At 50.3% G+C, this 23018-nt stretch carries 25 protein-coding genes; 9 read left to right on the top strand and 16 right to left on the bottom strand.

Annotated elements, in window-relative coordinates; genetic code table 11:
• Positions 1–115 precede the first annotated feature (115 nt).
• Together glpX and fpr are read left to right on the top strand one after the other, a co-directional pair.
• Positions 116–1126 carry a class II fructose-bisphosphatase gene (gene glpX / locus AACS80_RS16925; protein ID WP_135410664.1) on the top strand — a complete coding sequence of 337 codons (1011 nt, stop codon included), beginning with the start codon at positions 116–118 and terminating at the stop codon, positions 1124–1126.
• Positions 1127–1222: 96 nt separating this feature from the next.
• Positions 1223–1969: a ferredoxin--NADP(+) reductase gene (gene fpr / locus AACS80_RS16930; RefSeq protein WP_130258344.1), complete on the top strand. Its 747-nt coding sequence runs from the start codon at positions 1223–1225 to the stop codon at positions 1967–1969.
• Positions 1970–1973: 4 nt separating this feature from the next.
• Here the strand turns inward: fpr and uspD are convergent, their stop codons facing one another.
• The 3 genes from uspD to AACS80_RS16945 form a co-directional block, all read right to left on the bottom strand.
• The gene (uspD, locus tag AACS80_RS16935) at positions 1974–2402 is read right to left on the bottom strand and encodes a universal stress protein UspD (protein WP_130259284.1); all 429 of its coding nucleotides are present in this window, start codon (positions 2400–2402) and stop codon (positions 1974–1976) included.
• Positions 2403–2428: 26 nt separating this feature from the next.
• Entirely contained in the window at positions 2429–2728 is a 300-nt protein-coding gene (locus tag AACS80_RS16940) for a DUF406 domain-containing protein (protein ID WP_032204720.1), read from the bottom strand.
• A gap of 211 nt (positions 2729–2939) precedes the next feature.
• A complete protein-coding gene (locus tag AACS80_RS16945; RefSeq protein ID WP_064530283.1) occupies positions 2940–3380 on the bottom strand; it encodes a DUF805 domain-containing protein in 441 nt (146 codons plus the stop codon).
• A 100-nt stretch (positions 3381–3480) separates the two neighbouring features.
• Here AACS80_RS16945 and AACS80_RS16950 point away from each other — a divergent pair, with 100 nt between their 5' ends.
• Together AACS80_RS16950 and tpiA are read left to right on the top strand one after the other, a co-directional pair.
• Positions 3481–4080 (top strand): YiiQ family protein, encoded by a 600-nt coding sequence (locus tag AACS80_RS16950; RefSeq protein WP_130206624.1) that lies wholly within the window; start codon positions 3481–3483, stop codon positions 4078–4080.
• A gap of 107 nt (positions 4081–4187) precedes the next feature.
• Positions 4188–4955 carry a triose-phosphate isomerase gene (gene tpiA / locus AACS80_RS16955; RefSeq protein WP_130206626.1) on the top strand — a complete coding sequence of 256 codons (768 nt, stop codon included), beginning with the start codon at positions 4188–4190 and terminating at the stop codon, positions 4953–4955.
• A gap of 58 nt (positions 4956–5013) precedes the next feature.
• On the opposite strand, the gene cdh is transcribed toward tpiA, so the two are convergent.
• The 5 genes from cdh to cpxP form a co-directional block, all read right to left on the bottom strand.
• Positions 5014–5769: a CDP-diacylglycerol diphosphatase gene (gene cdh / locus AACS80_RS16960; RefSeq protein WP_138183885.1), complete on the bottom strand. Its 756-nt coding sequence runs from the start codon at positions 5767–5769 to the stop codon at positions 5014–5016.
• A gap of 103 nt (positions 5770–5872) precedes the next feature.
• On the bottom strand, positions 5873–6862 hold the full coding sequence (gene sbp / locus AACS80_RS16965) for a sulfate/thiosulfate ABC transporter substrate-binding protein Sbp (protein WP_130206630.1): 990 nt from the start codon (positions 6860–6862) through the stop codon (positions 5873–5875).
• Between the two features lie 310 nt (positions 6863–7172).
• Positions 7173–8135 carry a 6-phosphofructokinase gene (gene pfkA / locus AACS80_RS16970; RefSeq protein WP_032185626.1) on the bottom strand — a complete coding sequence of 321 codons (963 nt, stop codon included), beginning with the start codon at positions 8133–8135 and terminating at the stop codon, positions 7173–7175.
• Between the two features lie 180 nt (positions 8136–8315).
• Positions 8316–9218, bottom strand: coding sequence for a CDF family cation-efflux transporter FieF (gene fieF, locus AACS80_RS16975; protein WP_064530279.1), 903 nt, complete (start codon positions 9216–9218; stop codon positions 8316–8318).
• A 148-nt stretch (positions 9219–9366) separates the two neighbouring features.
• On the bottom strand, positions 9367–9867 hold the full coding sequence (gene cpxP, locus AACS80_RS16980) for a cell-envelope stress modulator CpxP (RefSeq protein ID WP_135410685.1): 501 nt from the start codon (positions 9865–9867) through the stop codon (positions 9367–9369).
• Positions 9868–10015: 148 nt separating this feature from the next.
• On the opposite strand from cpxP, the gene cpxR reads away from it, so the two are divergent.
• Both cpxR and cpxA read left to right on the top strand, forming a co-directional pair.
• Positions 10016–10714: an envelope stress response regulator transcription factor CpxR gene (cpxR, locus tag AACS80_RS16985; protein ID WP_135410661.1), complete on the top strand. Its 699-nt coding sequence runs from the start codon at positions 10016–10018 to the stop codon at positions 10712–10714.
• Entirely contained in the window at positions 10711–12084 is a 1374-nt protein-coding gene (gene cpxA, locus AACS80_RS16990) for an envelope stress sensor histidine kinase CpxA (RefSeq protein ID WP_000580414.1), read from the top strand. Before cpxR ends, cpxA begins: the two co-directional genes overlap by 4 nt.
• A gap of 105 nt (positions 12085–12189) precedes the next feature.
• Here the strand turns inward: cpxA and yiiM are convergent, their stop codons facing one another.
• On the bottom strand, positions 12190–12864 hold the full coding sequence (gene yiiM / locus AACS80_RS16995; RefSeq protein WP_130259281.1) for a 6-hydroxyaminopurine reductase: 675 nt from the start codon (positions 12862–12864) through the stop codon (positions 12190–12192).
• Positions 12865–13017: 153 nt separating this feature from the next.
• Here yiiM and AACS80_RS17000 point away from each other — a divergent pair, with 153 nt between their 5' ends.
• A complete protein-coding gene (locus tag AACS80_RS17000) occupies positions 13018–13908 on the top strand; it encodes a dihydrodipicolinate synthase family protein (protein WP_135410660.1) in 891 nt (296 codons plus the stop codon).
• A 55-nt stretch (positions 13909–13963) separates the two neighbouring features.
• Here AACS80_RS17000 and kdgT read toward each other — a convergent pair whose 3' ends face one another.
• The 3 genes from kdgT to AACS80_RS17015 form a co-directional block, all read right to left on the bottom strand.
• Complete coding sequence (gene kdgT / locus AACS80_RS17005; RefSeq protein WP_130206638.1) at positions 13964–14947, bottom strand: 2-keto-3-deoxygluconate transporter; 984 nt, start codon at positions 14945–14947, stop codon at positions 13964–13966.
• A 259-nt stretch (positions 14948–15206) separates the two neighbouring features.
• Positions 15207–15827 (bottom strand): superoxide dismutase [Mn], encoded by a 621-nt coding sequence (sodA, locus tag AACS80_RS17010; RefSeq protein WP_001361705.1) that lies wholly within the window; start codon positions 15825–15827, stop codon positions 15207–15209.
• Between the two features lie 156 nt (positions 15828–15983).
• Positions 15984–16724 carry a MipA/OmpV family protein gene (locus AACS80_RS17015; protein ID WP_130206640.1) on the bottom strand — a complete coding sequence of 247 codons (741 nt, stop codon included), beginning with the start codon at positions 16722–16724 and terminating at the stop codon, positions 15984–15986.
• Positions 16725–16848: 124 nt separating this feature from the next.
• Between AACS80_RS17015 and AACS80_RS17020 the strand changes: the two genes are divergently transcribed.
• Positions 16849–17823 carry a LysR family transcriptional regulator gene (locus AACS80_RS17020; RefSeq protein WP_130206642.1) on the top strand — a complete coding sequence of 325 codons (975 nt, stop codon included), beginning with the start codon at positions 16849–16851 and terminating at the stop codon, positions 17821–17823.
• Here AACS80_RS17020 and AACS80_RS17025 read toward each other — a convergent pair.
• Positions 17820–18956 carry an HlyD family secretion protein gene (locus AACS80_RS17025; protein WP_062883751.1) on the bottom strand — a complete coding sequence of 379 codons (1137 nt, stop codon included), beginning with the start codon at positions 18954–18956 and terminating at the stop codon, positions 17820–17822. The genes AACS80_RS17020 and AACS80_RS17025 overlap by 4 nt on opposite strands.
• Before the next feature lie 5 nt (positions 18957–18961).
• Positions 18962–19285 carry a DUF3302 domain-containing protein gene (locus tag AACS80_RS17030; RefSeq protein ID WP_130206646.1) on the bottom strand — a complete coding sequence of 108 codons (324 nt, stop codon included), beginning with the start codon at positions 19283–19285 and terminating at the stop codon, positions 18962–18964.
• Positions 19286–19467: 182 nt separating this feature from the next.
• On the opposite strand from AACS80_RS17030, the gene AACS80_RS17035 reads away from it, so the two are divergent.
• Positions 19468–19782 (top strand): hypothetical protein, encoded by a 315-nt coding sequence (locus AACS80_RS17035; protein WP_138183886.1) that lies wholly within the window; start codon positions 19468–19470, stop codon positions 19780–19782.
• Positions 19783–20014: 232 nt separating this feature from the next.
• Here the strand turns inward: AACS80_RS17035 and aldB are convergent, their stop codons facing one another.
• Complete coding sequence (gene aldB / locus AACS80_RS17040; protein WP_000183976.1) at positions 20015–21553, bottom strand: aldehyde dehydrogenase AldB; 1539 nt, start codon at positions 21551–21553, stop codon at positions 20015–20017.
• Between the two features lie 107 nt (positions 21554–21660).
• Positions 21661–22956: a Fic family protein gene (locus tag AACS80_RS17045; protein WP_135410657.1), complete on the bottom strand. Its 1296-nt coding sequence runs from the start codon at positions 22954–22956 to the stop codon at positions 21661–21663.
• Between the last annotated feature and the right edge of the window lie 62 nt (positions 22957–23018).

Consider the following 23018-nt stretch of genomic DNA (forward strand, 5'->3'; position numbering starts at 1 on the left):
CATCCGGCATGTCGCAGACTCTGAAATCGTGCGGGGGCAACCCCCGCACACATCAATAATCCGCTCCCTCCCCTGTGCTACACTTCGCGCCATTCCTTACTGCTTAGAGTTTGCTATGAGACGAGAACTTGCCATCGAATTTTCCCGCGTCACCGAATCTGCGGCGCTGGCTGGCTACAAATGGTTAGGACGCGGCGATAAAAATACCGCTGACGGCGCAGCGGTTAACGCCATGCGCATAATGCTCAACCAGGTCAACATTGACGGCACCATCGTCATTGGTGAAGGTGAAATCGACGAAGCACCGATGCTCTACATTGGTGAAAAAGTCGGTACTGGTCGCGGTGATGCAGTGGATATTGCTGTTGATCCGATTGAAGGCACGCGCATGACGGCGATGGGCCAGGCTAACGCGCTGGCGGTGCTGGCAGTAGGCGATAAAGGCTGCTTCCTCAACGCGCCAGATATGTATATGGAAAAGCTGATCGTCGGACCGAGAGCCAAGGGCGCCATTGACCTGAATCTGCCGTTGGCGGATAACCTGCGCAATGTTGCCGCTGCGCTCGGCAAACCATTGAGCGAACTGACGGTAACGATTCTGGCGAAACCACGCCACGATGCCGTTATCGCAGAAATGCAGCAACTCGGCGTGCGCGTGTTTGCTATTCCAGACGGCGACGTTGCGGCCTCAATTCTCACCTGTATGCCAGACAGCGAAGTTGACGTGCTTTACGGCATTGGCGGCGCGCCGGAAGGCGTGGTTTCTGCGGCGGTGATTCGGGCGTTAGATGGCGATATGAATGGCCGTCTGCTGGCGCGTCATGACGTTAAAGGCGACAACGCAGAAAATCGCCGCATTGGTGAACAGGAACTGGCACGCTGCAAAGCAATGGGCATCGAAGCGGGTAAAGTGTTGCGTCTGGGCGATATGGCGCGCAGCGATAACGTCATCTTTTCCGCCACCGGTATCACCAAGGGCGATCTACTGGAAGGTATTAGCCGCAAAGGCAATATCGCCACCACCGAAACGCTGCTGATCCGTGGTAAATCCCGCACTATTCGTCGAATTCAGTCGATTCACTATCTGGATCGTAAAGACCCGGATATGCAGGTGCACATTCTCTGAGTGATTTGATCGATTGAGCCTTCCAGTCCTTCGGGACTGGAATTTTTTTGTTCGGAGAACGAAGATAAGGCAAGTCAATCAAAACAGGAGAAAAACATGGCTGATTGGGTAACAGGCAAAGTCACTAAAGTGCAGAACTGGACCGACGCCCTGTTTAGTCTCACCGTTCACGCTCCCGTGCTTCCGTTTACTGCCGGGCAATTCACCAAGCTTGGCCTTGAAATTGACGGCGAACGCGTTCAGCGTGCCTACTCTTACGTTAACTCGCCCGACAATCCTGATCTGGAGTTTTACCTGGTCACCGTCCCCGATGGCAAATTAAGCCCGCGACTGGCGGCGCTAAAACCGGGTGACGAAGTGCAAGTGGTTAGCGAGGCGGCTGGCTTCTTTGTGCTGGATGAAGTGCCGGACTGCGAAACACTGTGGATGCTGGCAACCGGTACAGCGATTGGCCCTTATTTATCAATTCTGCAATTGGGCAAAGATTTAGATCGCTTCAAAAACCTGGTGCTGGTTCACGCCGCACGATATGCCGCCGACTTAAGCTATCTGCCGCTGATGCAAGAACTGGAAAAACGCTACGAAGGGAAACTGCGCATTCAGACGGTGGTCAGTCGGGAAACGGCTGCGGGTTCGCTCACCGGGCGAATACCGGCGTTAATTGAAAGCGGTGAACTGGAAAACGCGGTTGGCCTGGCAATGGATAAAGAAACCAGTCATGTGATGCTGTGTGGTAATCCGCAAATGGTGCGCGATACGCAACAGCTGCTAAAAGAAACCCGGCAGATGACGAAACATTTACGTCGTCGACCGGGCCACATGACAGCGGAGCATTACTGGTAAGCGGTTACTTATCGATAAACGGCACGATGAGCAGGTCCGCATTCAACTTATTGATCATCCCGCGGTATGCCGGCATCAAACGGTTGATAAATGAGTGGTGATGACCACAGACAAGGAGGTCGCACTGCTCTTGTTGCATAATTTCCAGCAGTGTTTCCGGCATTTCTCCGCGCTCAATACGCAGTTTGGTTTTCGGCCACTGAATATTTTTCGTCAGTTTATACAGCTTGTTATCTGACTTATCTTTCAACAGTTGAAGAATATCTTCTGTTGCAGGGAAGTAAATGCCCGGATACAACTCGCTTAAGCCATCATCAATATGAATCAATGTCAGGTGAGCGTCATTATGTCTGGCGAGATCCAGGGCTTTGTTCACCAGTAAGGCATCTTCTTCATTTCCGGAAATTGCCACGCCAATGTGTTTATAAGCCATGTTTAACTCCTTCTAAAGCGACTCCATCAAGCTAACGAACGCAGGGATAACTCAAAAATAATCATCTCGGCCTGGCATGAGAAGGTGAAGGCCGCATCAAGCTCAACTTGCCCCTCCAGGTCCTTAATCTTATAGGCCACGCTGGCCCCTTCATCCGCAGAGGATGCAGTGGCGGCAAGCTCTTTCAGTTTGGTCATAAAGGACTCTGCTTCTTCGCGGGTGGCAAAAAAGCGCGAAAACTTACTGGTACAGTTGTCGTTATCAATCACCGTACCGATATCAATCGCACATCCTTTAGTACTGCATTTATCTACGACATCTTTCATAGGGCACCTCTGTATATTCGCCTCTCTGTCGATTACGACTTAAGAATAATGCGCCGTTAAGAGAAGAACAAACAAGTAATGATCTTATGGATTACCATTTTTTTTGATATTGCTTAAGGTGAGGAAATGAGGAGGATTTTCCGGGCATTGTCATTTCCAGCGTGGAAATAACGATCCCGGAAAAAAATAGCAATAAAAGATATATTAAAGGTTAATTACTTGATTTATTGTCGGCTTTATACTTCACATCCAGAGTATCTTTGCCAAATTTATTTTCGCCCTGCGTACCGACAAATGCGCCAAGATCAATAAGCATCATCACCAGAATCAACGTCGGGACAAAACGCCCCACCGTCCATTGCCAGACGCCCGGTAAAATCGCCCAGTTACCCGCCAGCAGCATCCACGCTACAATCATTAAAAATGCCCATGCGCCGGAACGCCCGCGATCGTGCAGTCGTTTGACCGTTACTGCCGCGGTCGGCCAAAGTAAGCACACCAGGCAAAACGCGGCGGTCTGGATATCGAGTAAGTTTTTACCTGCCAGTGAGAAAAGCACCAGCATGCCAACGAACCAGAGGCCAATCCAAATCCAGAAATCACGGCGCCCAATACGCCCTTTAAACGAGAATAACCATTGCTGTATGGTCATGTAAGTTCCTTGATGGTTGTCTTTTCCAGGATTCTACCCTTTTGACAAGGGAGACAGATATCGTTTTAATCGGAGCCAGTCATAACAAAAGGTACTGTCGATGAAGCCAGGGTTTACGCTGTTTTTTCTCTTATGTTCTGCATCAGCCGTTAGCACAACGGTGCATGCACAAACACCAGGTACGGCGACCACTGCGCCCTATCTACTTGCTGGCGCCCCTACCTTCGATCTCTCCATCAGCCAGTTTCGAGAAAACTTTAACAGCCAGAACCCCAACCTGCCACTGAACGAGTTTCGCGCCATCGACAGCAGCCCCGACAAAGCCAATCTGACTCGCGCCGCCAGTAAAATTAACGAGAACTTGTATGCCTCTACGGCGCTGGAGCGTGGCACTTTAAAAATCAAAAGCATTCAAATTACCTGGCTACCAATCCAGGGACCAGAGCAAAAAGCCGCCAAAGCAAAAGCTCATGAATACATGGCGGCGGTGATCCGCACACTCACCCCGCTGATGACCAAAACACAAAGCCAGAAAAAGCTACAGTCGCTCCTTACTGCGGGGAAAAACAAACGTTATTACACAGAGACAGAAGGCGCACTGCGCTATGTTGTCGCGGACAACGGCGAAAAGGGACTGACCTTCGCTGTTGAACCGATTAAGCTGGCGCTATCTGAATCGCTTGAAGGGTTGAATAAATGACAAAAAGCAAAGCCTTTCCAGTGATGAATCTCTATACTGTTTCACAGACCTGCTGCCCCGCGGGGCGGCCATCTTCCTTTATTCGCTTATAAGCGTGGAGAATTAAAATGCGACATCCTTTAGTGATGGGTAACTGGAAACTGAACGGCAGCCGCCACATGGTTCATGAGCTGGTTTCTAACCTGCGTAAAGAGCTGGCAGGCGTTGATGGCTGTGGCGTTGCAATCGCGCCACCAGAAATGTACATCGATATGGCGAAGCGTGAAGCTGAAGGCAGCCACATCATGCTGGGTGCGCAGAACGTGGATCTGAACCTGTCCGGCGCATTCACTGGTGAAACCTCTGCTGCTATGCTGAAAGACATCGGCGCACAGTACATCATCATCGGTCACTCTGAACGTCGTACTTACCACAAAGAGTCTGACGAACTGATCGCGAAAAAATTCGCGGTGCTGAAAGAGCAGGGTCTGACTCCGGTTCTGTGCATCGGTGAAACCGAAGCTGAAAACGAAGCGGGCAAAACTGAAGAAGTTTGCGCACGTCAGATCGACGCGGTACTGAAAACTCAGGGTGCTGCGGCATTCGAAGGTGCGGTAATCGCTTACGAACCAGTATGGGCAATCGGTACTGGCAAATCTGCAACTCCGGCGCAGGCTCAGGCTGTTCACAAATTTATCCGTGACCACATCGCTAAAGTTGACGCTAACATCGCTGAACAAGTGATCATCCAGTACGGCGGTTCTGTAAACGCGTCTAACGCCGCAGAACTGTTCGCTCAGCCGGACATCGACGGTGCGCTGGTTGGCGGTGCTTCTCTGAAAGCTGACGCCTTCGCAGTGATCGTTAAAGCTGCAGAAGCGGCTAAACAGGCTTAAGTCTGACTGGTGCCGGATATCGCATCCGGCACTTAGCTTTCCTCAACAACTCCTCGCTTTAACGCAAAATCTCACACTGATGATCCTGAAGTTCCTCGGCTGAAGCACGATTCAGCGTCAGCAGATTGCGCTGCGTCGCCAGCAATACAAACGAGTTATCACTCTGCCGCACCATCGCCAGCGCGTAACTGCCCATATGTTCCCGTGCCTCTGGCACTTCTTCTGCCAGCATCATAAACGGACTCCGTTTTACCAGCTCGCTTTCAGTTACCCTACGTGCCAGGTATTCATGCCCACGCAGCCCTCCGGGCAGCGGTAACCAACGGGTGCTGATATTCGCCAGATTATTATCCAGTTGTTCGCGCACATCAGGACGAATACAAGAGATATGGATATGAAAATGGTTTTGCGTGCGTCCGGTACGGGAGTTAATCGCCAGAGATACCGCGCGATCGGGGATTGGCTGGCCGTATTTTTTGCTCATAAAATCACGCGCCTGCCAGGCTAACCAGAAGAAATTAGGCGTTGAAGGATCGGTTAACAATGGACTTTCAGTGCCGTTAATACGATACGTTGGCATCAACAAATATTGCAGAGGACCGTTGAGGTCTTTTAAAACCACATATCCGGCATTGGGTTTGACTTCCGCACATGGCGAAGGGCTTTGGTTTTGCTGCTGGTTGGGTAAACATTGCTCAAGGGCAATCTGGCGCAACGTGTCCGACTCTTCACCGGTCAATTTCCAGTAACCAATGCCTGCAGCAGCAACAGCGATAACCATCATCGCTAAAAAAAGAAGACCTGCTTTTTTCATCTTTTTTTCCTGTACCTCAAAGAGATGCAAGGGTAACGCAAAATCGTGACAAATAAAAAACCCGGTCGCGAGATGCCACCGGGTCTGATTGCCTTCAACAAAATTAACGTTTGCTGATTTGGTCAAACGTACCGCCGTTAGAGAAATGCTCTTTTTGCGCTTTCGTCCAGCCACCGAACTCTTCATCAATGGTGAATAACTTCAGCTTCGGAAAGGCATTTTCATATTTTTTCGCTACCTGAGGATCGCGCGGACGATAGTAGTTTTTAGCCGCAATCTCCTGGCCTTCTGGCGAGTAGAGATAGTTCAGGTAAGCTTCCGCCACCTCTTTAGTGCCTTTTTTCTCTACCACTTTATCGACAACTGACACCGTAGGTTCTGCGAGAATAGATTCGCTCGGCGTGACGATTTCGAATTTATCTTTCCCCAGTTCATTCGCCGCCAGCAGAGCTTCGTTTTCCCAGGCAATCAGCACGTCGCCAATGCCGCGCTCAACAAAGGTATTCGTTGAACCGCGCGCACCAGAATCCAGTACTTCGACGTTTTTATACAACGACTGCACGAATTCCTGCGCTTTTGCCTGATCGTTGTTGTTGTGATGCAAGGCGTAGCCCCAGGCGGCCAGGTAGTTCCAGCGAGCACCACCAGAACTTTTCGGGTTCGGGGTGATCACCGAAACACCAGGCTTAATCAAATCGTTCCAGTCGTGAATCTGCTTCGGATTGCCCTTGCGCACCAGGAAGACAATGGTAGAAGTATAAGGTGCGGAGTTATCCGGCAGACGCTTGATCCACGCTTTATCGATACGACCACGTTCAGCAATGGCATCCACGTCATAGGCTAGCGCCAGCGTGACGACATCAGCTTCTATGCCATTGATTACCGACGTCGCCTGTTTACCCGAACCGCCGTGCGACTGGCGAATCACCACGTTATCGCCGGTTTGCTGTTTCCAGTGGGCGCTGAAGGCTTTGTTGTACTGCTCGTACAGTTCGCGCGTTGGATCATACGAAACGTTAAGAAGCTGAATATCCTTTGCCATAACGCTGGTCGCTGCCAGTAATAAAGTTAACCCTACGCCCCACTTGTTCATCGCCCGGCTCTCTTATGTTGTGTTGTGATGAACAAAGCGTGCCAGAAAGGGATTCAAACATTAAAGAATAAAAAAAGATTGGATATAACTTGCGGGTATATATGGGGGAGTTAAAAAGGCGGAAGAAATCCGCCTCATATTGCTGACAAAGTGCGCTTTGTTCATGCCGGATGCAGCTTATCCGACCTACAAAAGCTTGCAAACTCAATAGATTGCAGAATTCATGTAGGCCTGATAAGCAAAGCGCATCAGGCATTTTTGCCTCTGTCATCGGTTTCAGGCTAAAGAAATCTGCCTTTTTCCGAAATCATTAATACAGTTTTTTCGCGCAGTCCAGCCAGTCACCTTTGAACGGACGCTTCATGTTTTCGATAGCATCGATGATGTCGTGGTGAACCAGCTGTTCGTTCTGGATACCTACGCAACGACCGCCGTAACCTGCCAGCAGCAGATCGATAGCGTAAGCGCCCATACGGGAAGCCAGAATACGGTCGTAAGGTACCGGGGAACCACCGCGCTGGATGTGGCCCAGCACAGTTGCGCGGGTTTCACGGCCAGTTTCTTTTTCGATGAAGTGTGCCAGCTCGTCGACGTCACACATATGTTCAGTGATCGCCACAATCGCGTGTTTTTTACCTTTCGCGATACCGGCTTTGATTTCGTTTACCAGATCGTCACGGCTGAATTCAACTTCCGGAACCACAACGAATTCACAGCCACCAGCAATAGCCGCAGCCAGAGTCAGATCGCCACAGTAGCGGCCCATCACTTCCACCACGGAAATACGTTGGTGAGAAGAAGAGGTGTCACGCAGACGGTCGATAGCTTCAACAACGGTGCTCAATGCCGTGAAGAAACCAATGGTGTAGTCAGTACCTTTGATGTCGTTGTCGATGGTGCCCGGCAGGCCGATGCACGGGAAGCCCATTTCGGTCAGACGCATTGCCCCCATGTAGGAACCGTCACCGCCGATAACCACCAGCGCGTCGATACCACGTTTTTTCAGGTTTTCGATAGCCACGGCGCGGATGTTCTCGTCGCGGAATTCCGGGAAGCGCGCAGAACCGAGGAATGTACCACCACGGTTGATCATGTCAGACACGCTGTAACGGTCTAGCTGTACCATACGGTCTTCATACAGACCCAGATAGCCGTCATAAATACCCATTACTTCCAGACCTTCTGTCAGCGCAGAACGAACAACCCCGCGAATTGCGGCGTTCATGCCTGGCGCATCACCGCCGCTTGTCAACACACCGATTTTCTTAATCATGACTACCTCTGAACTTTGGAATGCAAAATGAAATCTGTTGCCGGAAGTCTTCTTGCACATCGAAGTGATCCAACGAATGTACAAATAGTATAACAATCACTTCCTGCTGAATTGATTCAGGTCAGGCCAAATGGCGGTATTTTATACACAAAATGCGGGTCTGGCTCTCTTTTGTACGGATTATGAAAGCGTAGACCGTTTACTCTCCCTGGGTACGACAGAACAAGGATCCTGATGGATAATCACATCTGAACCCGGAAAACGCCGTAAAATAGCCTGCTCTACCTGATCCGCCACCATATGTGCCTGAACCAAAGGCAGAGAGTCTTCCATTTCCAAATGAATCTGAATAAAGCGGGTCGGCCCTGACTGCCGCGTGCGAAGATCGTGAGCGCCGCTAACTCCCGGCCAGGAAGTCACGATATCAATAATTTCCTGTCGTTCGCCATCGGGCAGCGCGCGATCCAATAATGACTGGACCGCCTCATACCCCATGCGTAACGCGCTATATAAAATATAGATGCCGATTCCCAAAGCAAACAGGGCATCAGCACGATGCCAGCCGTACCAGGACAATCCCAGCGCCAGCAAAATCGCGCCGTTCATCATAACATCAGACTGATAATGTAGCATATCTGCCCGCACTGCCTGACTTTGCGTCCGGCGAACGACCCAACGCTGAAACGAGACAAGAATAATCGTACAAATTAGCGCCACAATAGTCACGATAACCCCAACACCCGGGTCTTTCATCGGTGTCGGAGAAACCAAATGCTGAATACCGGTCAAAAACAGGAACAGCGCGGAGCCGGAGATAAACATACTTTGCGCCAGCGCGGCGAGCGATTCAGCTTTACCGTGACCAAAGGAGTGATTATCGTCGGCAGGTTGCAGTGAGTAACGCACGACCAATAAGTTAGTTAATGACGCGCCGATATCCACCAGCGAATCCACCAGCGCAGCGAGAATACTCACTGATCCGGTATACCACCATGCAAAAATTTTAATCAGTAATAACAGCGAAGCCATCGCCGTTGCAGCAATCGCTGCCCGACTGACCAGCTGCCCATAAGATTGATTCATAAATACTCCCGCTATCAACTGACGGTAGTATAACGGATGCAAATCATCTGCAATGCATCAAGTAACAGGCAAATTGCGGATAAAAAAAACCCCCACATCATGTGGGGGAAGACAGGGATGGTGTCTATGGCAAGGAAAACAGGGTTTACTACTGGGAACGTGAGTTGCTACTACTCAATAGCTTCAACGATGAACTTTTTTGCCATTGCGTCACGTCGCGCAACTGTTCCATTCGTTGTTTATGTTTCTTGTTTAAAACCGCTTGCTGCTCCGGCGTTAACAGGCGATACATTTGGTTGCGGACTTTTGCCATCTCAACCTGACGAGCTATTTGCTCGTTCGCCATTTTTTCTGCCTGTGCGCGCACAGCGTTTTCATCAAAATTTTCTGCGGTGACAAGGCGATGCATTGTCTCCAGTTCGCTAACATTAACAGGTGGCTGTTCGTGCCGGGCCTGTTGCATAAGATCTCGCATCTGCTGACGCTGATGTTCGGTTAAACTTATGCCGTCGAACATATGGCTCTGCGTACTGCGCTGCGTAAGTTCTTCTCCCGGATGCCAGTTATCGCCTGAACCGACTTCAGCAGCGTGGCTTAATGAACTGACTGCCAGCGTTGAGGCCATGACGGCAGCGGTAACTATGCGCATCATTTGCTCCCAAATCTTTCTGTCGCGATTCAACGATAGAGAGTTTACGATTCAGGCTGCAAACATGCGTCAGGGGGTGTAAAACAACGTAAAGTCATGGATTAGCGACGTCTGATGACGTAATTTCTGCCTCGGAGGTATTTAAACAATGAATAAAATCCTGTTAGTTGATGATGACCGAGAGCTGACATCCCTGTTAAAGGAGCTGCTCGAGATGGAAGGCTTCAACGTGATTGTTGCCCACGATGGGGAACAGGCGCTTGCTCTTCTGGACGACAGCATTGATTTACTTTTGCTTGATGTGATGATGCCGAAGAAAAATGGTATCGATACGCTGAAAACACTTCGCCAGACACACCAGACGCCAGTCATTATGTTGACGGCTCGCGGCAGTGAACTTGATCGCGTCCTCGGCCTTGAGCTGGGTGCGGATGACTATCTCCCGAAGCCGTTTAACGACCGTGAACTGGTTGCGCGTATTCGCGCGATCCTGCGCCGTTCGCACTGGAGCGAGCAACAGCAGAACAGCGATAACGGTTCGCCGACGCTGGAAGTTGACGCCTTAGTGCTGAATCCAGGCCGTCAGGAAGCCAGCTTCGACGGGCAAACACTGGAGTTAACCGGTACTGAATTTACCCTGCTCTACCTACTGGCGCAGCATCTGGGTCAGGTGGTTTCTCGCGAGCATTTAAGCCAGGAAGTGCTGGGCAAACGCCTGACGCCTTTCGACCGTGCTATCGATATGCATATTTCCAACCTGCGTCGTAAGCTGCCGGATCGTAAAGACGGTCATCCGTGGTTTAAAACATTGCGTGGTCGCGGCTATCTGATGGTTTCCGCTTCATGATAGGCAGCTTAACCGCGCGCATCTTCGCCATCTTCTGGCTGACGCTGGCGCTGGTGTTGATGCTGGTTTTGATGTTACCCAAGCTCGATTCACGCCAGATGACCGAGCTTCTGGATAGCGAACAGCGTCAGGGGCTGATGATTGAGCAGCATGTCGAAGCGGAACTGGCGAACGATCCACCCAACGATTTAATGTGGTGGCGTCGCCTGTTCCGGGCCATTGATAAGTGGGCGCCACCAGGCCAGCGTTTATTACTGGTGACCACTGAAGGCCGCGTGATCGGCGCTGAACGCAGCGAAATGCAGATCATTCGCAACTTTATTGGTCAGGCCGATAACGCCGATCATCCGCAGAAGAAAAAGTATGGTCGCGTGGAACTGGTGGGACCATTCTCCGTGCGTGATGGCGAAGATAATTACCAACTGTATCTGATTCGCCCGGCCAGCAGTTCTCAATCCGATTTCATTAACTTACTGTTTGACCGCCCGCTATTACTGCTGATTGTCACCATGCTGGTCAGTACGCCGCTGCTGTTGTGGTTGGCCTGGAGCCTGGCAAAACCGGCGCGTAAGCTGAAAAACGCAGCCGATGAAGTTGCCCAGGGGAACTTACGCCAGCATCCGGAACTGGAAGCGGGGCCACAAGAATTTCTTGCCGCAGGTGCCAGTTTTAACCAGATGGTGACCGCACTGGAACGCATGATGACCTCCCAGCAGCGCCTGCTTTCTGATATCTCTCACGAGCTGCGCACGCCGCTGACGCGTCTGCAACTGGGTACAGCGTTACTGCGTCGTCGTAGTGGTGAAAGCAAGGAACTGGAGCGTATTGAAACCGAAGCCCAGCGTCTGGACAGCATGATCAACGACCTGTTGGTGATGTCACGTAATCAGCAGAAAAACGCGCTGGTGAGCGAGACAATCAAAGCCAACCAGTTGTGGAACGAAGTGCTGGATAACGCGGCATTCGAAGCGGAACAGATGGGCAAGTCGTTTACGGTTAACTTCCCGCCAGGGCCGTGGCCGCTGTACGGCAACCCGAACGCCCTGGAAAGTGCGCTGGAAAACATTGTTCGTAATGCTCTGCGTTATTCCCATACGAAGATTGAAGTGGGCTTTGCGGTAGATAAAGACGGTATCACCATTACGGTGGACGACGATGGTCCTGGCGTTAGCCCGGAAGATCGCGAACAGATTTTCCGCCCGTTCTATCGTACAGATGAAGCGCGCGATCGTGAATCTGGCGGTACAGGTTTGGGGCTGGCGATTGTCGAAACCGCCATTCAGCAGCACCGTGGTTGGGTGAAAGCGGAAGACAGCCCGCTGGGCGGTTTACGTCTGGTGATTTGGCTGCCGCTGTATAAGCGGAGTTAAACTCCGCTTTTGTAGATCGGATAAGGCGTTTACGCCGCATCCGGCGTCTGAGCATGATGCCTGATGCGACGCTGATAGCGTCTTATCAGGCCTACTCTCCGGGGGTTATTTCCCCCACAACCGCCGCGAATTATCTTCAATCTTGCCGCTAAGTCGGCGTTTCTGCATCGTCCGCGTCCAGCTTTTCGATAGCCCGGCTGCGGAAAGCAAGCGGTGATACTGCTCATCATCAAACGGCATATGCCATGCGATGGCGGCAGCCTCTTGCACGGTCACATCGCTAACGCGGGAAACCAACTCCAGCGGCGCATCAGCAGATACCAGCCCCGACGCAATCACGCTATACAGCCAGCCGACTTTACCCGTGTTTTGCATCAACTGAGCTATATCACTGATATCAAAGTGGTAATTGAGTTTGTAGCACGGAGAGCGCGGCTGGGTGACCTGAATCAACGCCTCTCCCCAGCGGAAAATATCGCCAATATAAACATTGCTTTCCGTCAGACCGTCGGTTGAGAGGTTTTCACCAAACGCAGGTGCAACAAACAACTCTGCCTGTTCCGGAAATTCCCGCGCCCAGTAGAGATAATGCTCGCGAGGATAATGACACAGCGCCCTGTCTGGCCCGCCGTGAATCTTTTTCTCTGCCTGTTCGTCGCCTTCCAGCCCCAGTTCTGTCAACATCAACTCGCCATCGACCTGCATTTTCGCAATTGCACTTGGACGGCTTTCCGGATAATCCCGAATTTTGCCTACGTATACATCAACTGGATATCGCATCTGTTCCCTCTCCACCGAGAAATTTCCCCATTAGACCATATTTATTTTACGTCAGGCGCGCAAAATGAGAGCACGGTTCACATGACAAAACTGTAGACATGTTATCAATGAGATGTTTTTTGAAACACCATTTCATTATGAGGAGTTTACCGCGTGGCTGATAAATCACTGTTTTCTGGCGTCTGGTGTCCTTCCATCACGCCGATGGATAAAGACGGGAATGTAGACCTTAACGGATTGAAGCAGCATCTGCAGCGACTCACTGACGCTAATATCGATGTGATATTGCTAATGGGAAGCATTGGTGAGTTTGCCTCCTTCACCCTGGAAGAGAGGCTCATGCTTATTCGTGAAGCACGAGCCATGAGCAAGCTAAAAATGGTGGCCAACGTCTCGTCCACATGCACGCATGATGTACTGATTATGGCGCAAGAAGCGTATCGCACGGGCTATGATGCAGTGATGATCCTCCCGCCTTATTACTACGGCCAGACGGCGAAGCAATTATTAAGCTATTTCCGCCATCTGGGTCGCGAATTACAGGGCAAATGGTTCGCATATAACTTCCCGGCGCGGACCGGTTGTGATTTAACCCCTGACCTGGTCGCCACACTGGCGAGTGAGTTTCCTGAGTTTGCCGGAATTAAAGATACCGTCGATTGCCAGTCACACACCCGCAGCATGATTCAGGCAACTCAGGCTGTGCGTCCTGATTTTGCGGTGCTTTCGGGGTATGACGAATATTTCATTCCTAATTTGCTGGCTGGCGGTGCGGGGATAATCTCTGGCTTAAATAACGTTATGCCAGAGCTGTTTGTCGAAGCCCGCGAAGCCTTCAAACGCGGCGACCTGGCAGCTTTACAAGATATTCAGCAACAGATCGGCACCTATATGTCCATCTACGCCATCGGTGAAGATTTTGTCACCACCATCAAGACGGTGGTATCACGTAAGTTTGGTTACTGCACAGGTGTGTCGCGCAATGCCGGTGGGGAGTTAACAGAAAGCGAATGTCGGACGATTGATGAGGTATTTGTTATTTAAGGTAAAACGCCGGATGAACGTCAATTCATCCGGCGATGATATGGAATAAGAGAGGTTATTTCACCGTACCCAGAATTTCGATCTTCGCCACTCTGGCTTTGGCTTTACGTGACCAGACAGAGGTAAGAATTGGCACCAGAATCGACGTCACAATTACCGCCGTCGCCACCAACGAAGTTGCCGCAGGCGCCATCGGTTTAAAGGCCGGGATCATTTCCGCAATCAGTACCGGCGTTGCCACCGCGGCCCCGGCAGAACTGGAGGCGGCAATTCCGGCAGTGCCATCGCCACCGCCAATCAATTTATCGGCAATAATCAACGGAATACCGGTCACGATAATCACCGCCACACCCAACAGGATCCCCAACAAACCGGTCTGGGCAATCACGGTTAAATCAATGGTATTGCCCAGCGCGAAGGCAAAGAACGGAATCAGCGTCTGCACCGCTTTGCTAAAAAACTCGCGCAATTCAGAATCAAGGTTCCCCAGCGCGAAGCCCACCAGGAACGGCAATACTGCGCCAACGAAAACATGCGGTTCAAACGAAGCAATCCCGGCGGTTCCCAGAATAATCATCGTCATTAGCGGACCAGATTCCAGCGACATCAACACAAATGCCCCGGCCTCTTCTTTGGTGCCGTACTGTTGCATGATAGAGGCATACAGACCGCCGTTGGTCATGTCCATTGCCGCCACCAGCGCCAGCGTTGAAAGCCCGGCAAAAAATCCAACTTCGACACCGTGCTCAGGAATAATGCGCGAAGCAATGGCCGCAACCACCCACGCAACGGCAATTTTGGTTATCACCAGCGTACCGGATTTACGCAACACTGTTCCCGTCGCGCTTAATTTGATAGACGCCCCCATGCAGAAAAACCACACCGCCAGGATAGGCACCGTGCCAGTAATCATCCCGTTGGTGAATGATCCAAAATATTTCCCCGCCCCCGGCGAGAAGGTATGACACAGTGCGCCAAGGAACAGCGGGATGAGCATCATCCCCCCCGGGATTTTCTCTATCGTGCGTTTTATCTGCATTTCCATCACCTGTTGGCATATTTTTATAGGCTGATGCGAAGTTCCTTAACGGAGCATCAGTGTTGATGGAAACGAAGATAGACATTCATCATGGCAATAAAAGTGATCAACACCACACCAATTGAAACATCGTTTTAATTTTATAGGATCATTGTTTTTCTTTTGAAATTGATCACAAAAAAACCACCGTTATGCACGATGGTTTGTTTTTTATGCTGACAAGAGGCGTAAACGCCTCATTGCAGCAGGCAAGATGCGATTATTTTTTCGCCGCGAAACGTGCCGCAGCTTCATCCCAGTTCACTACGTTCCAGAACTCTTTGATGTAGTCCGGACGACGGTTCTGGAATTTCAGGTAGTAAGCGTGTTCCCACACATCCAGGCCCACAATCGGGAAGCCGGAAGCGCCAGAAATGGCTTCGCCCATCAGCGGGGAGTCCTGGTTAGCAGTAGAAACCACCGCCAGTTTATCGCCTTTCAGCACCAGCCATGCCCAGCCGGAACCAAAGCGGGAAGCTGCCGCTTTTTCAAATTCTGCTTTGAAGTTATCAACGGAACCGAAATCACGTTCGATAGCCGCTTTCAGATCGCCCTGCAGGGTGGTGCCTTTTTTCAGACCTTTCCAGAACAGACTGTGGTTAGCGTGACCGCCAGCGTTGTTGCGCAGAACGGTTTTTTTGTCTGCTGGCAGCTGGTCCAGTTTGGTGATCAGCTCTTCAACCGGCAGGTTAGCGAATTCTGGCAGGCTTTCCAGCGCCGCGTTGGCGTTGTTGACGTAGGTCTGATGGTGTTTGGTGTGGTGGATTTCCATGGTCTGCTTATCGAAGTGCGGTTCCAGGGCATCGTAAGCATACGGCAGGGATGGCAGGGTATAGCTCATATTCATCTCCAGTATTGTCGGGCGGCCGATTGTTAATGCCGCGTAAGCAGTTGGTTCATTATAGTTAATTAAATGATATTGAAAATGATTATCAATGCCGTACTTTTCATAGGGGAATGCCCGAGATGATTCCGGTCAGTTTTTCTACCCAGTCAATTAAAAACGCCAACTCACGCCGGTGACAAAAGTAAAACTTTCATTACGGTCAATCATTGGGCTGTTAGTAATCTCTTCTGGCAGCTCACTGTATCCGGCACTCGCCATTAATACGACGTGTTCTCCGATGGGGTATTTTGCCGTCAGGCTGACATAAGGCACCCAGGCATCCTGCGCGGTATAACTCGCCAGACCGCTGCGACGAGACTCGCTCTCTGAAATGCCATAGTAATAGTCACTGAAATTCTCGTCATAATAGAGAACGCCAAGAGCAGGTGTCAGCGACAGGCGACCTATCTGCATTTTGTGGAATAACGATAACTCACCTACCCAACCGTTACTGTTATCCAGAACATCAGCTGCCGCAGAAGCTTTCACGGTCCCCCAACGCTCATGGTGATACCAGGCAACTCCCGCCATTGCCGTACTGTCACGCTTATCGAGTTGTTGCATAGCATGGTCGTCATTATCGGCAGGATCAAATTCCAGCGGCATCCAGGATGCAGTCAGGCTAAGTTCATTTTTTTCACTTTGCGACAGAATAAAACCCAACGTCGTCTGGCGGACATAAAAAGAATCGCCCTCATAACTGATCAGCGGAATTGCTTTGGTATTTTCATTATAACCGCGATAAGGCGATTCATTATAAACTGCGCCAGCACCAACAGATAATTCTGCGGCAGTTGCACTTGCCATAAAAGGCATAAAAAATAACGCCACAATATTGCGGTTAATTAACATGTCCGACATTCCATTTTAAATTAAGATAAAAAAGAGTCGGCATAGTAATACTTACAATTTCTCCGGTGCAAGATTCATATTTATATAGTAATATATAAAATTATATATAAATTGGACTGTTGCGATGACAAAATTACAACTCAAGTACCGGGAGTTAAAAATTATCTCGGTAATCGCTGCCAGTGAAAATATCAGCCATGCGGCCACCGTGCTTGGCATCGCGCAGGCCAATGTCAGTAAATATCTTGCTGATTTTGAATCAAAAGTGGGCTTAAAAGTCTTTGACAGAACCACACGGCAATTGATGCTGACGCCTTTTGGAACCGCGCTATTACCGTACATTAATGATATGCTCGACAGAAACGAGCAGCTTAATAATTTTATTGCAGATTATAAGCATGAGAAACGTGGTCGGGTTACCATCTACGCACCAACTGGCATTATTACCTATTTATCCAAACACGTTATCGACAAAATTAAAGATATCGGTGAAATCACCTTATCGCTAAAAACCTGCAATCTTGAGCGCAACGCCTTTTATGAAGGTGTCGAATTTCCCGATGATTGTGATGTTTTAATCAGCTACGCGCCGCCAAAAGATGAATCGCTGGTTGCCAGTTTTATTACGCAATATGCAGTAACCGCCTATGCCAGCCAAACTTATCTTGAGAAACACCCCATTAGCCGACCAGACGAACTTGAACATCACTCCTGTATTTTGATCGACTCGATGATGATCGATGACGCAAATATCTGGCGCTTCAACGTCGCCGGAAGTAAAGAAGTACGTGATTATCGTGTTAAGGGAAATTACGTCTGTGACAATACTCAGTCGGCGCTGGAGCTGGCGCGAAATCACCTGGGGATAGTGTTTGCGCCAGACAAAAGTGTGCAGAGCGACCTGCAAGACGGCACGCTGATCCCCTGCTTTCAGCAACCGTATGAATGGTGGCTGGATCTGGTGGCTATCTTCCGTAAACGGGAATACCAGCCCTGGCGGGTCCAGTATGTGTTGGACGAGATGCTGCGTGAAATTCGCCACCAGCTTGCCCAGTCGCAGCAACTGCGGCCTGAACAAGCGGCGGAAAACAAAGATTAATGGTCGAGATAAAGGTAATGCACCCAGCTGGTCATGCGTAACAGCACTTTGCGCATGACCGAAACATGGCTGAAATGATCGGAATAGACCGCCACCTGGGCGTAAATACCGTCTGGTAATGCGCTCAAATCAGTATGCTCATCCAGCTCAATAGTCGCGATAACGCCATCAGAACCTGGTGCTGTATTTAAGGACTGTAAAGTGCCGGTCGACTGATAAGCCCCGCCGGGAACGGCTGGACTAATGGCAGCCAGCTTACCGCTGAAGACCTTACCTGGCAGGGCATTAAACACCACTTCCGCATCGTCGCCAGGAGCCAGTCGCAGCAAGGAGTTCTGGCGGAACTGCGCCACAATTTGTCGTTTCTGATCGGGTATAAACACCATTACCGGACGCAGCGGCAGCGACGCGGCATACGTTCCTGGACGAATCAGGACCTGGGTCACGTAACCATCGCTCGGCGCACGCACTACCGTCTGCTCAAGGTTATATTTTGCTTCCGCAAGCTGCGCTTTCAGGCTGGCGATTTGAGAATGTTCCCCCAACACCAGGCTATCCAGTTGACTCTGGATCTGTTTTTGTTCCGCCGCCGATGACTTCACTGAGGCTTCCTGCGCCAGATAGTTTTGCCGCGCCACATCGATATCCCGTTCTGAAAACGGATTTACTTTCGCCTGGCTGCCGCGTGCGTAACGCTGGTACTCTTTGGCAAATTTATCCCGTGTGGCCTTTGCCTGCTGGGTATTCGCCGCCATCTCATCTAACTCTGCCCCCAATGCCCGCTGTTTATGTTCTGCGGTGACGATATCCGCCATCAGTCGATCCACCCGCGCCTGATAACGCGTCGGATCCAGTCGAAATAGCACTTCACCTTTTTTAATCAGCGTATTTTTCTTGTCCGTCACTTCAATTACTACACCCGTCACCTGCGGAACAACCGGAATGGAAATAACCGCTTTTTGCGCTTTAAAGGTGTATGGATGGTTATAGTTCATTAATAGAATTAAGCCGCTGACAATAAATATGCCACCCAGTGCCGCAGTAGGGATGGTCCATTTATTCACGGGGATTTTAAAAATCTTAAACATTGCCCATGCGAAAGCCACATAGGTCAAAATAATCAGTAAATCCATAAATATTACTCGGCAGAAGGAGCTTTCATGTCGGCGAGCTGTTTCTCCAGCCCGGCAATGCGCTGTTGCAGTTGCATAACGGATGAATCATGGCTTTGCATTCCCCATCCCCGCTCCGGGCGGTAAAGCGTGGCCCAAATCCACAAAAAGGGCCAGATAACATGCAGCGTAAACAAACTCACCCAACCGGCAACATGAATGGCATCGGCATGAGGATGGTTGCGTTTTTTCGCTATCAGGTAGGGAATATCATGTAAAATAATAATCCCATAGAAGATTACCAGGAATACAAAAATAAGCACTCCCAGTGCAAAATAATCCAGGAACATATTTTCCTCAGAGAATATAAAAAAGAACAATTAACGCATATTATGAAATGCCATGATGCAGTGCAATTTCCTTATTTATATAACGACATATTGTTTTTTATATACTTTCTGAAATGTGCTGTCTGGCTTTTAAACAGGTTGAGGCTTATCATATTGAAATAATGGAACTATTGGCCAAACTAATGAATAACTCCAGTAAAACATCCACAGTACAGATTAAGCGTATTAAACCTTCAATTATCTACCGTTTATTATTGATTGGTCTCGGAACACCAATGGTGATTTACGGCCTGGTTTGCGGCGTTTTAGGCATGTTTGGCTACGATCAGGTCAGATGGAACGACACCGTAATCCACGGCCTGCTGGCCCTGCCCGCAGGAATGCTTGCAGGCCTGTCAGTCAGTGTGTTCCTCACCGTGGTGATTGGCACTATCGCTTGTTTTGGTTTGTGGTTGTACAGCCTGGTTTGCCCGCTCACCATCGAAACGCGAGATTAAACTCCTGGCAAAACACGCCCCAGAAATGCACTTCTGTTGGCGTAGTCTGGGTTATTGCGCACGTAGGTTTAAAACGTAAATTGTAACAACGTGCGCTTTGTTTATGCCGGATGCGGCGTGAAGGCCTTATCCGGCCTACGGTCAGGTGTAAAAATATGCACCCCCGTAGGCATAATAAGACGCGTAAGCGTCGCATCAGGCAATGAATACCCGATGCGATCAGCTTCTTACATCAGAACAGCCCCAACGGTTTATCCGAGTAGCTCACCAGCAGACACTTGGTTTGCTGATAATGCTCCAGCATCATCTTATGGGTTTCGCGTCCGATGCCCGACTGTTTGTAGCCGCCAAACGCTGCGTGTGCCGGGTAAGCGTGATAACAGTTGGTCCACACGCGCCCGGCCTGAATGCCGCGCCCCATCTTATAGGCCAGATTGCCGTTACGACTCCAGACGCCTGCACCCAGGCCATATTGTGTGTCGTTCGCCAGCTCCAGCGCCTCGTCCATCGTTTTAAAGGTGGTTACCGCCAGCACCGGGCCAAATATTTCTTCCTGGAAAACACGCATATTGTTCTGACCAAACAGGATAGTCGGTTCAAGGTAGTAACCATCTTTCAGCTCGCCTTCCAGCAACTTGCGCCGCCCGCCGGTGAGCACATCTGCGCCCTCTTTTTTACCGATATCAATGTAATTGAGGATGGTTTCCAGTTGCCCGTGAGATACCTGCGCGCCCATTTGTGTCACGCTGTCGAGCGGGTTACCGCTACGAATACTTTCAACACGGCGGATGGCGCGTTCCATGAAGCGTTCGTAGATAGACTCCTGCACTAAAGCACGGCTTGGGCAGGTACAGACTTCGCCCTGGTTAAAAGCAAACAATGCAAAGCCTTCCAGCGCCTTATCGAAAAAGGCATCTTCTTCATCCATCACGTCAGCAAAGAAGATATTGGGCGATTTACCGCCCAGCTCCAGCGTCACCGGAATAATGTTTTGCGTGGCGTACTGCATAATCTGCTGACCCACTTCCGTTGAGCCAGTAAATGCCACTTTGGCAATACGTTTTGAAGTCGCCAGATATTCGCCAATTTCGCCGCCCGCACCGTTGACCACGTTCACCACGCCCGGCGGCAGTAAATCACCGACGATTTCCATTAGCAGCAGTACAGAAAGCGGGGTAAGTCGTGCGGGTTTCAGCACCACGCAGTTGCCCGCCGCCAGCGCGGGAGCCATTTTCCAGCTCGCCATCAGCAGCGGGAAGTTCCACGGGATAATCTGCCCCACCACACCTAACGGTTCGTGGAAGTGATAAGCCACGGTTTCGCTATCAACTTCACTGATCCCGCCTTCCTGCGCCCGAATACACGAGGCGAAATAGCGGAAATGGTCAATCGCCAGCGGCACATCGGCAGCACTGGTTTCGCGAATGGGTTTGCCGTTATCCCAGGTTTCTGCCGTCGCTAACAGCTCGAGGTTCTGCTCCATCCGATCGGCAATCTTAAACAGAATCGCTGCGCGATCCTGCACCGAGGTATGCGCCCATTTATCTTTCACTTTATGCGCAGCATCCAGCGCCAGATCGATATCTCGTTTGCCCGAAGACGCCACTTCGCACAACAACTGCCCGGTTACCGGCGTCAGGTTCTGGTAATACTCGCCATCGGCGGGCGCGACCCACTCGCCGCCAATAAAGTTGTCATAGCGGGCTTTTAACTTGAGGGGGAAACCATACTCGCCGGGCTTAATCTGTGCTGAAGGGGGATTGTTGGTCATGATCGTCTCCTTGCGGTGTGAGGTATAACAAGGGTAGACGTGACTGGCGAAATCTTCGCCAGTCGGTAACAGCTTTACGACGGCTATCACGAATTTACTGGCAAGGACTACAGCGGGTAATGTGCGACGTACACTACTTGCTGGTCATTAATTTTCTTCTCTTGCGCAAATCCTTCTTTAACAATCGTCCGTAAATCAGTTCGCGCTGTATTATCAGAGACGCCCAGACTCGCGCTGGTTTCAGAAACTGTGTACTCTTTCCCCGGATTGGCGAGCATCACATTCAGAAGCGTCACCTGACGCGGATTCAGTCGCCTAAGCACACCAGAACTAAACAATAGGCGGTCAAGTTTTGCGCTTCGTTGCATAATTTCATCAATATGCTGCTGCCAGTTTTGCACAGCACGTTTAATGACACCCGCCTGATATTCAAGGAAATAAGTCAGATCCATACCATCTGATTCAGTGTACTGGTAGCTGGTGGCATATTTGACTGGTGCAACATGAAGCAAACGGCTGATGGAAATATATTTAAAGACATCGTAGCCCGATTTCAGCATATACCAGTAAAACAGCGCCCGACTGGTGCGCCCGTTGCCATCGCGAAACGGATGTTCATGGGCCAGCATAAAATGCAGAATGCAGGCGCGGACCAGCGGGTGAATATACCCTTCATGGCTGTTTAACCACTGGCAAACTTTTTCCAGTCGTTCCGGCAACAATGCCGCAGCGGGCGGTTGGTGCACAATATTGCCGTCATAATCGGCGATCACGACATCATCTGTTTCACGAAATTCACCCGGACGATATTTCGCGTCATTTATTCCCCCCATACCAATAGCATGTAACTGACGTATAAGCGCAGGTGTCAGCGGTTCTGTGAGTAATTGCGGAATTTCCGCCATCAGCCGGGCATTTCCCGCAATCATATGCTCGTCTTCAGTGCGTGGCGCCCGCCCTGTTTCCAGCATTTTTCTCGCCACCAGCGTCGTGGTATTCGCACCTTCCAGTTGGGAACTGGTAATCGGCTCTTCCAGGCGTAACTGGCTTAACTCGGCGCCCGCCCCGCGTAACCGTTCAGTCTGATCTTTCAGCGCCAGCGCGGTTGCATGTTTGTCGACAAGCTCGCACGCTTCTGCAATCACTGGCGTAATGTTGAATCCGGCCTGCTCACCCGCTTCATTGCAATAATTGATTCGCTGGATCGCCGCGTTGCGCGCCAGCCGGGTAAGCGTCCACGCCACTTCAATGTTTTCCCCTTTTTTGATGCGGTACTGCAACTCATCAAAAGGCAGATAACGTCCTTTTTCATCGGTAACCCGGTTAAAGCGTAAGTGGGCCTGGAGTTCCTCACCCGATAAGTGTGATAAAGGAATCAGTCTGGGAGGTGATTTGATAGCCATTTGCTTATCTCAAAAAAGCGCAATATTGAGATAGTGTATAGCAGACTAAAGAAACTATCTCA

Origin of the sequence: Escherichia sp. E4385 (genome assembly GCF_963883145.1) — a bacterium.
GTDB lineage: Bacteria > Pseudomonadota > Gammaproteobacteria > Enterobacterales > Enterobacteriaceae > Escherichia.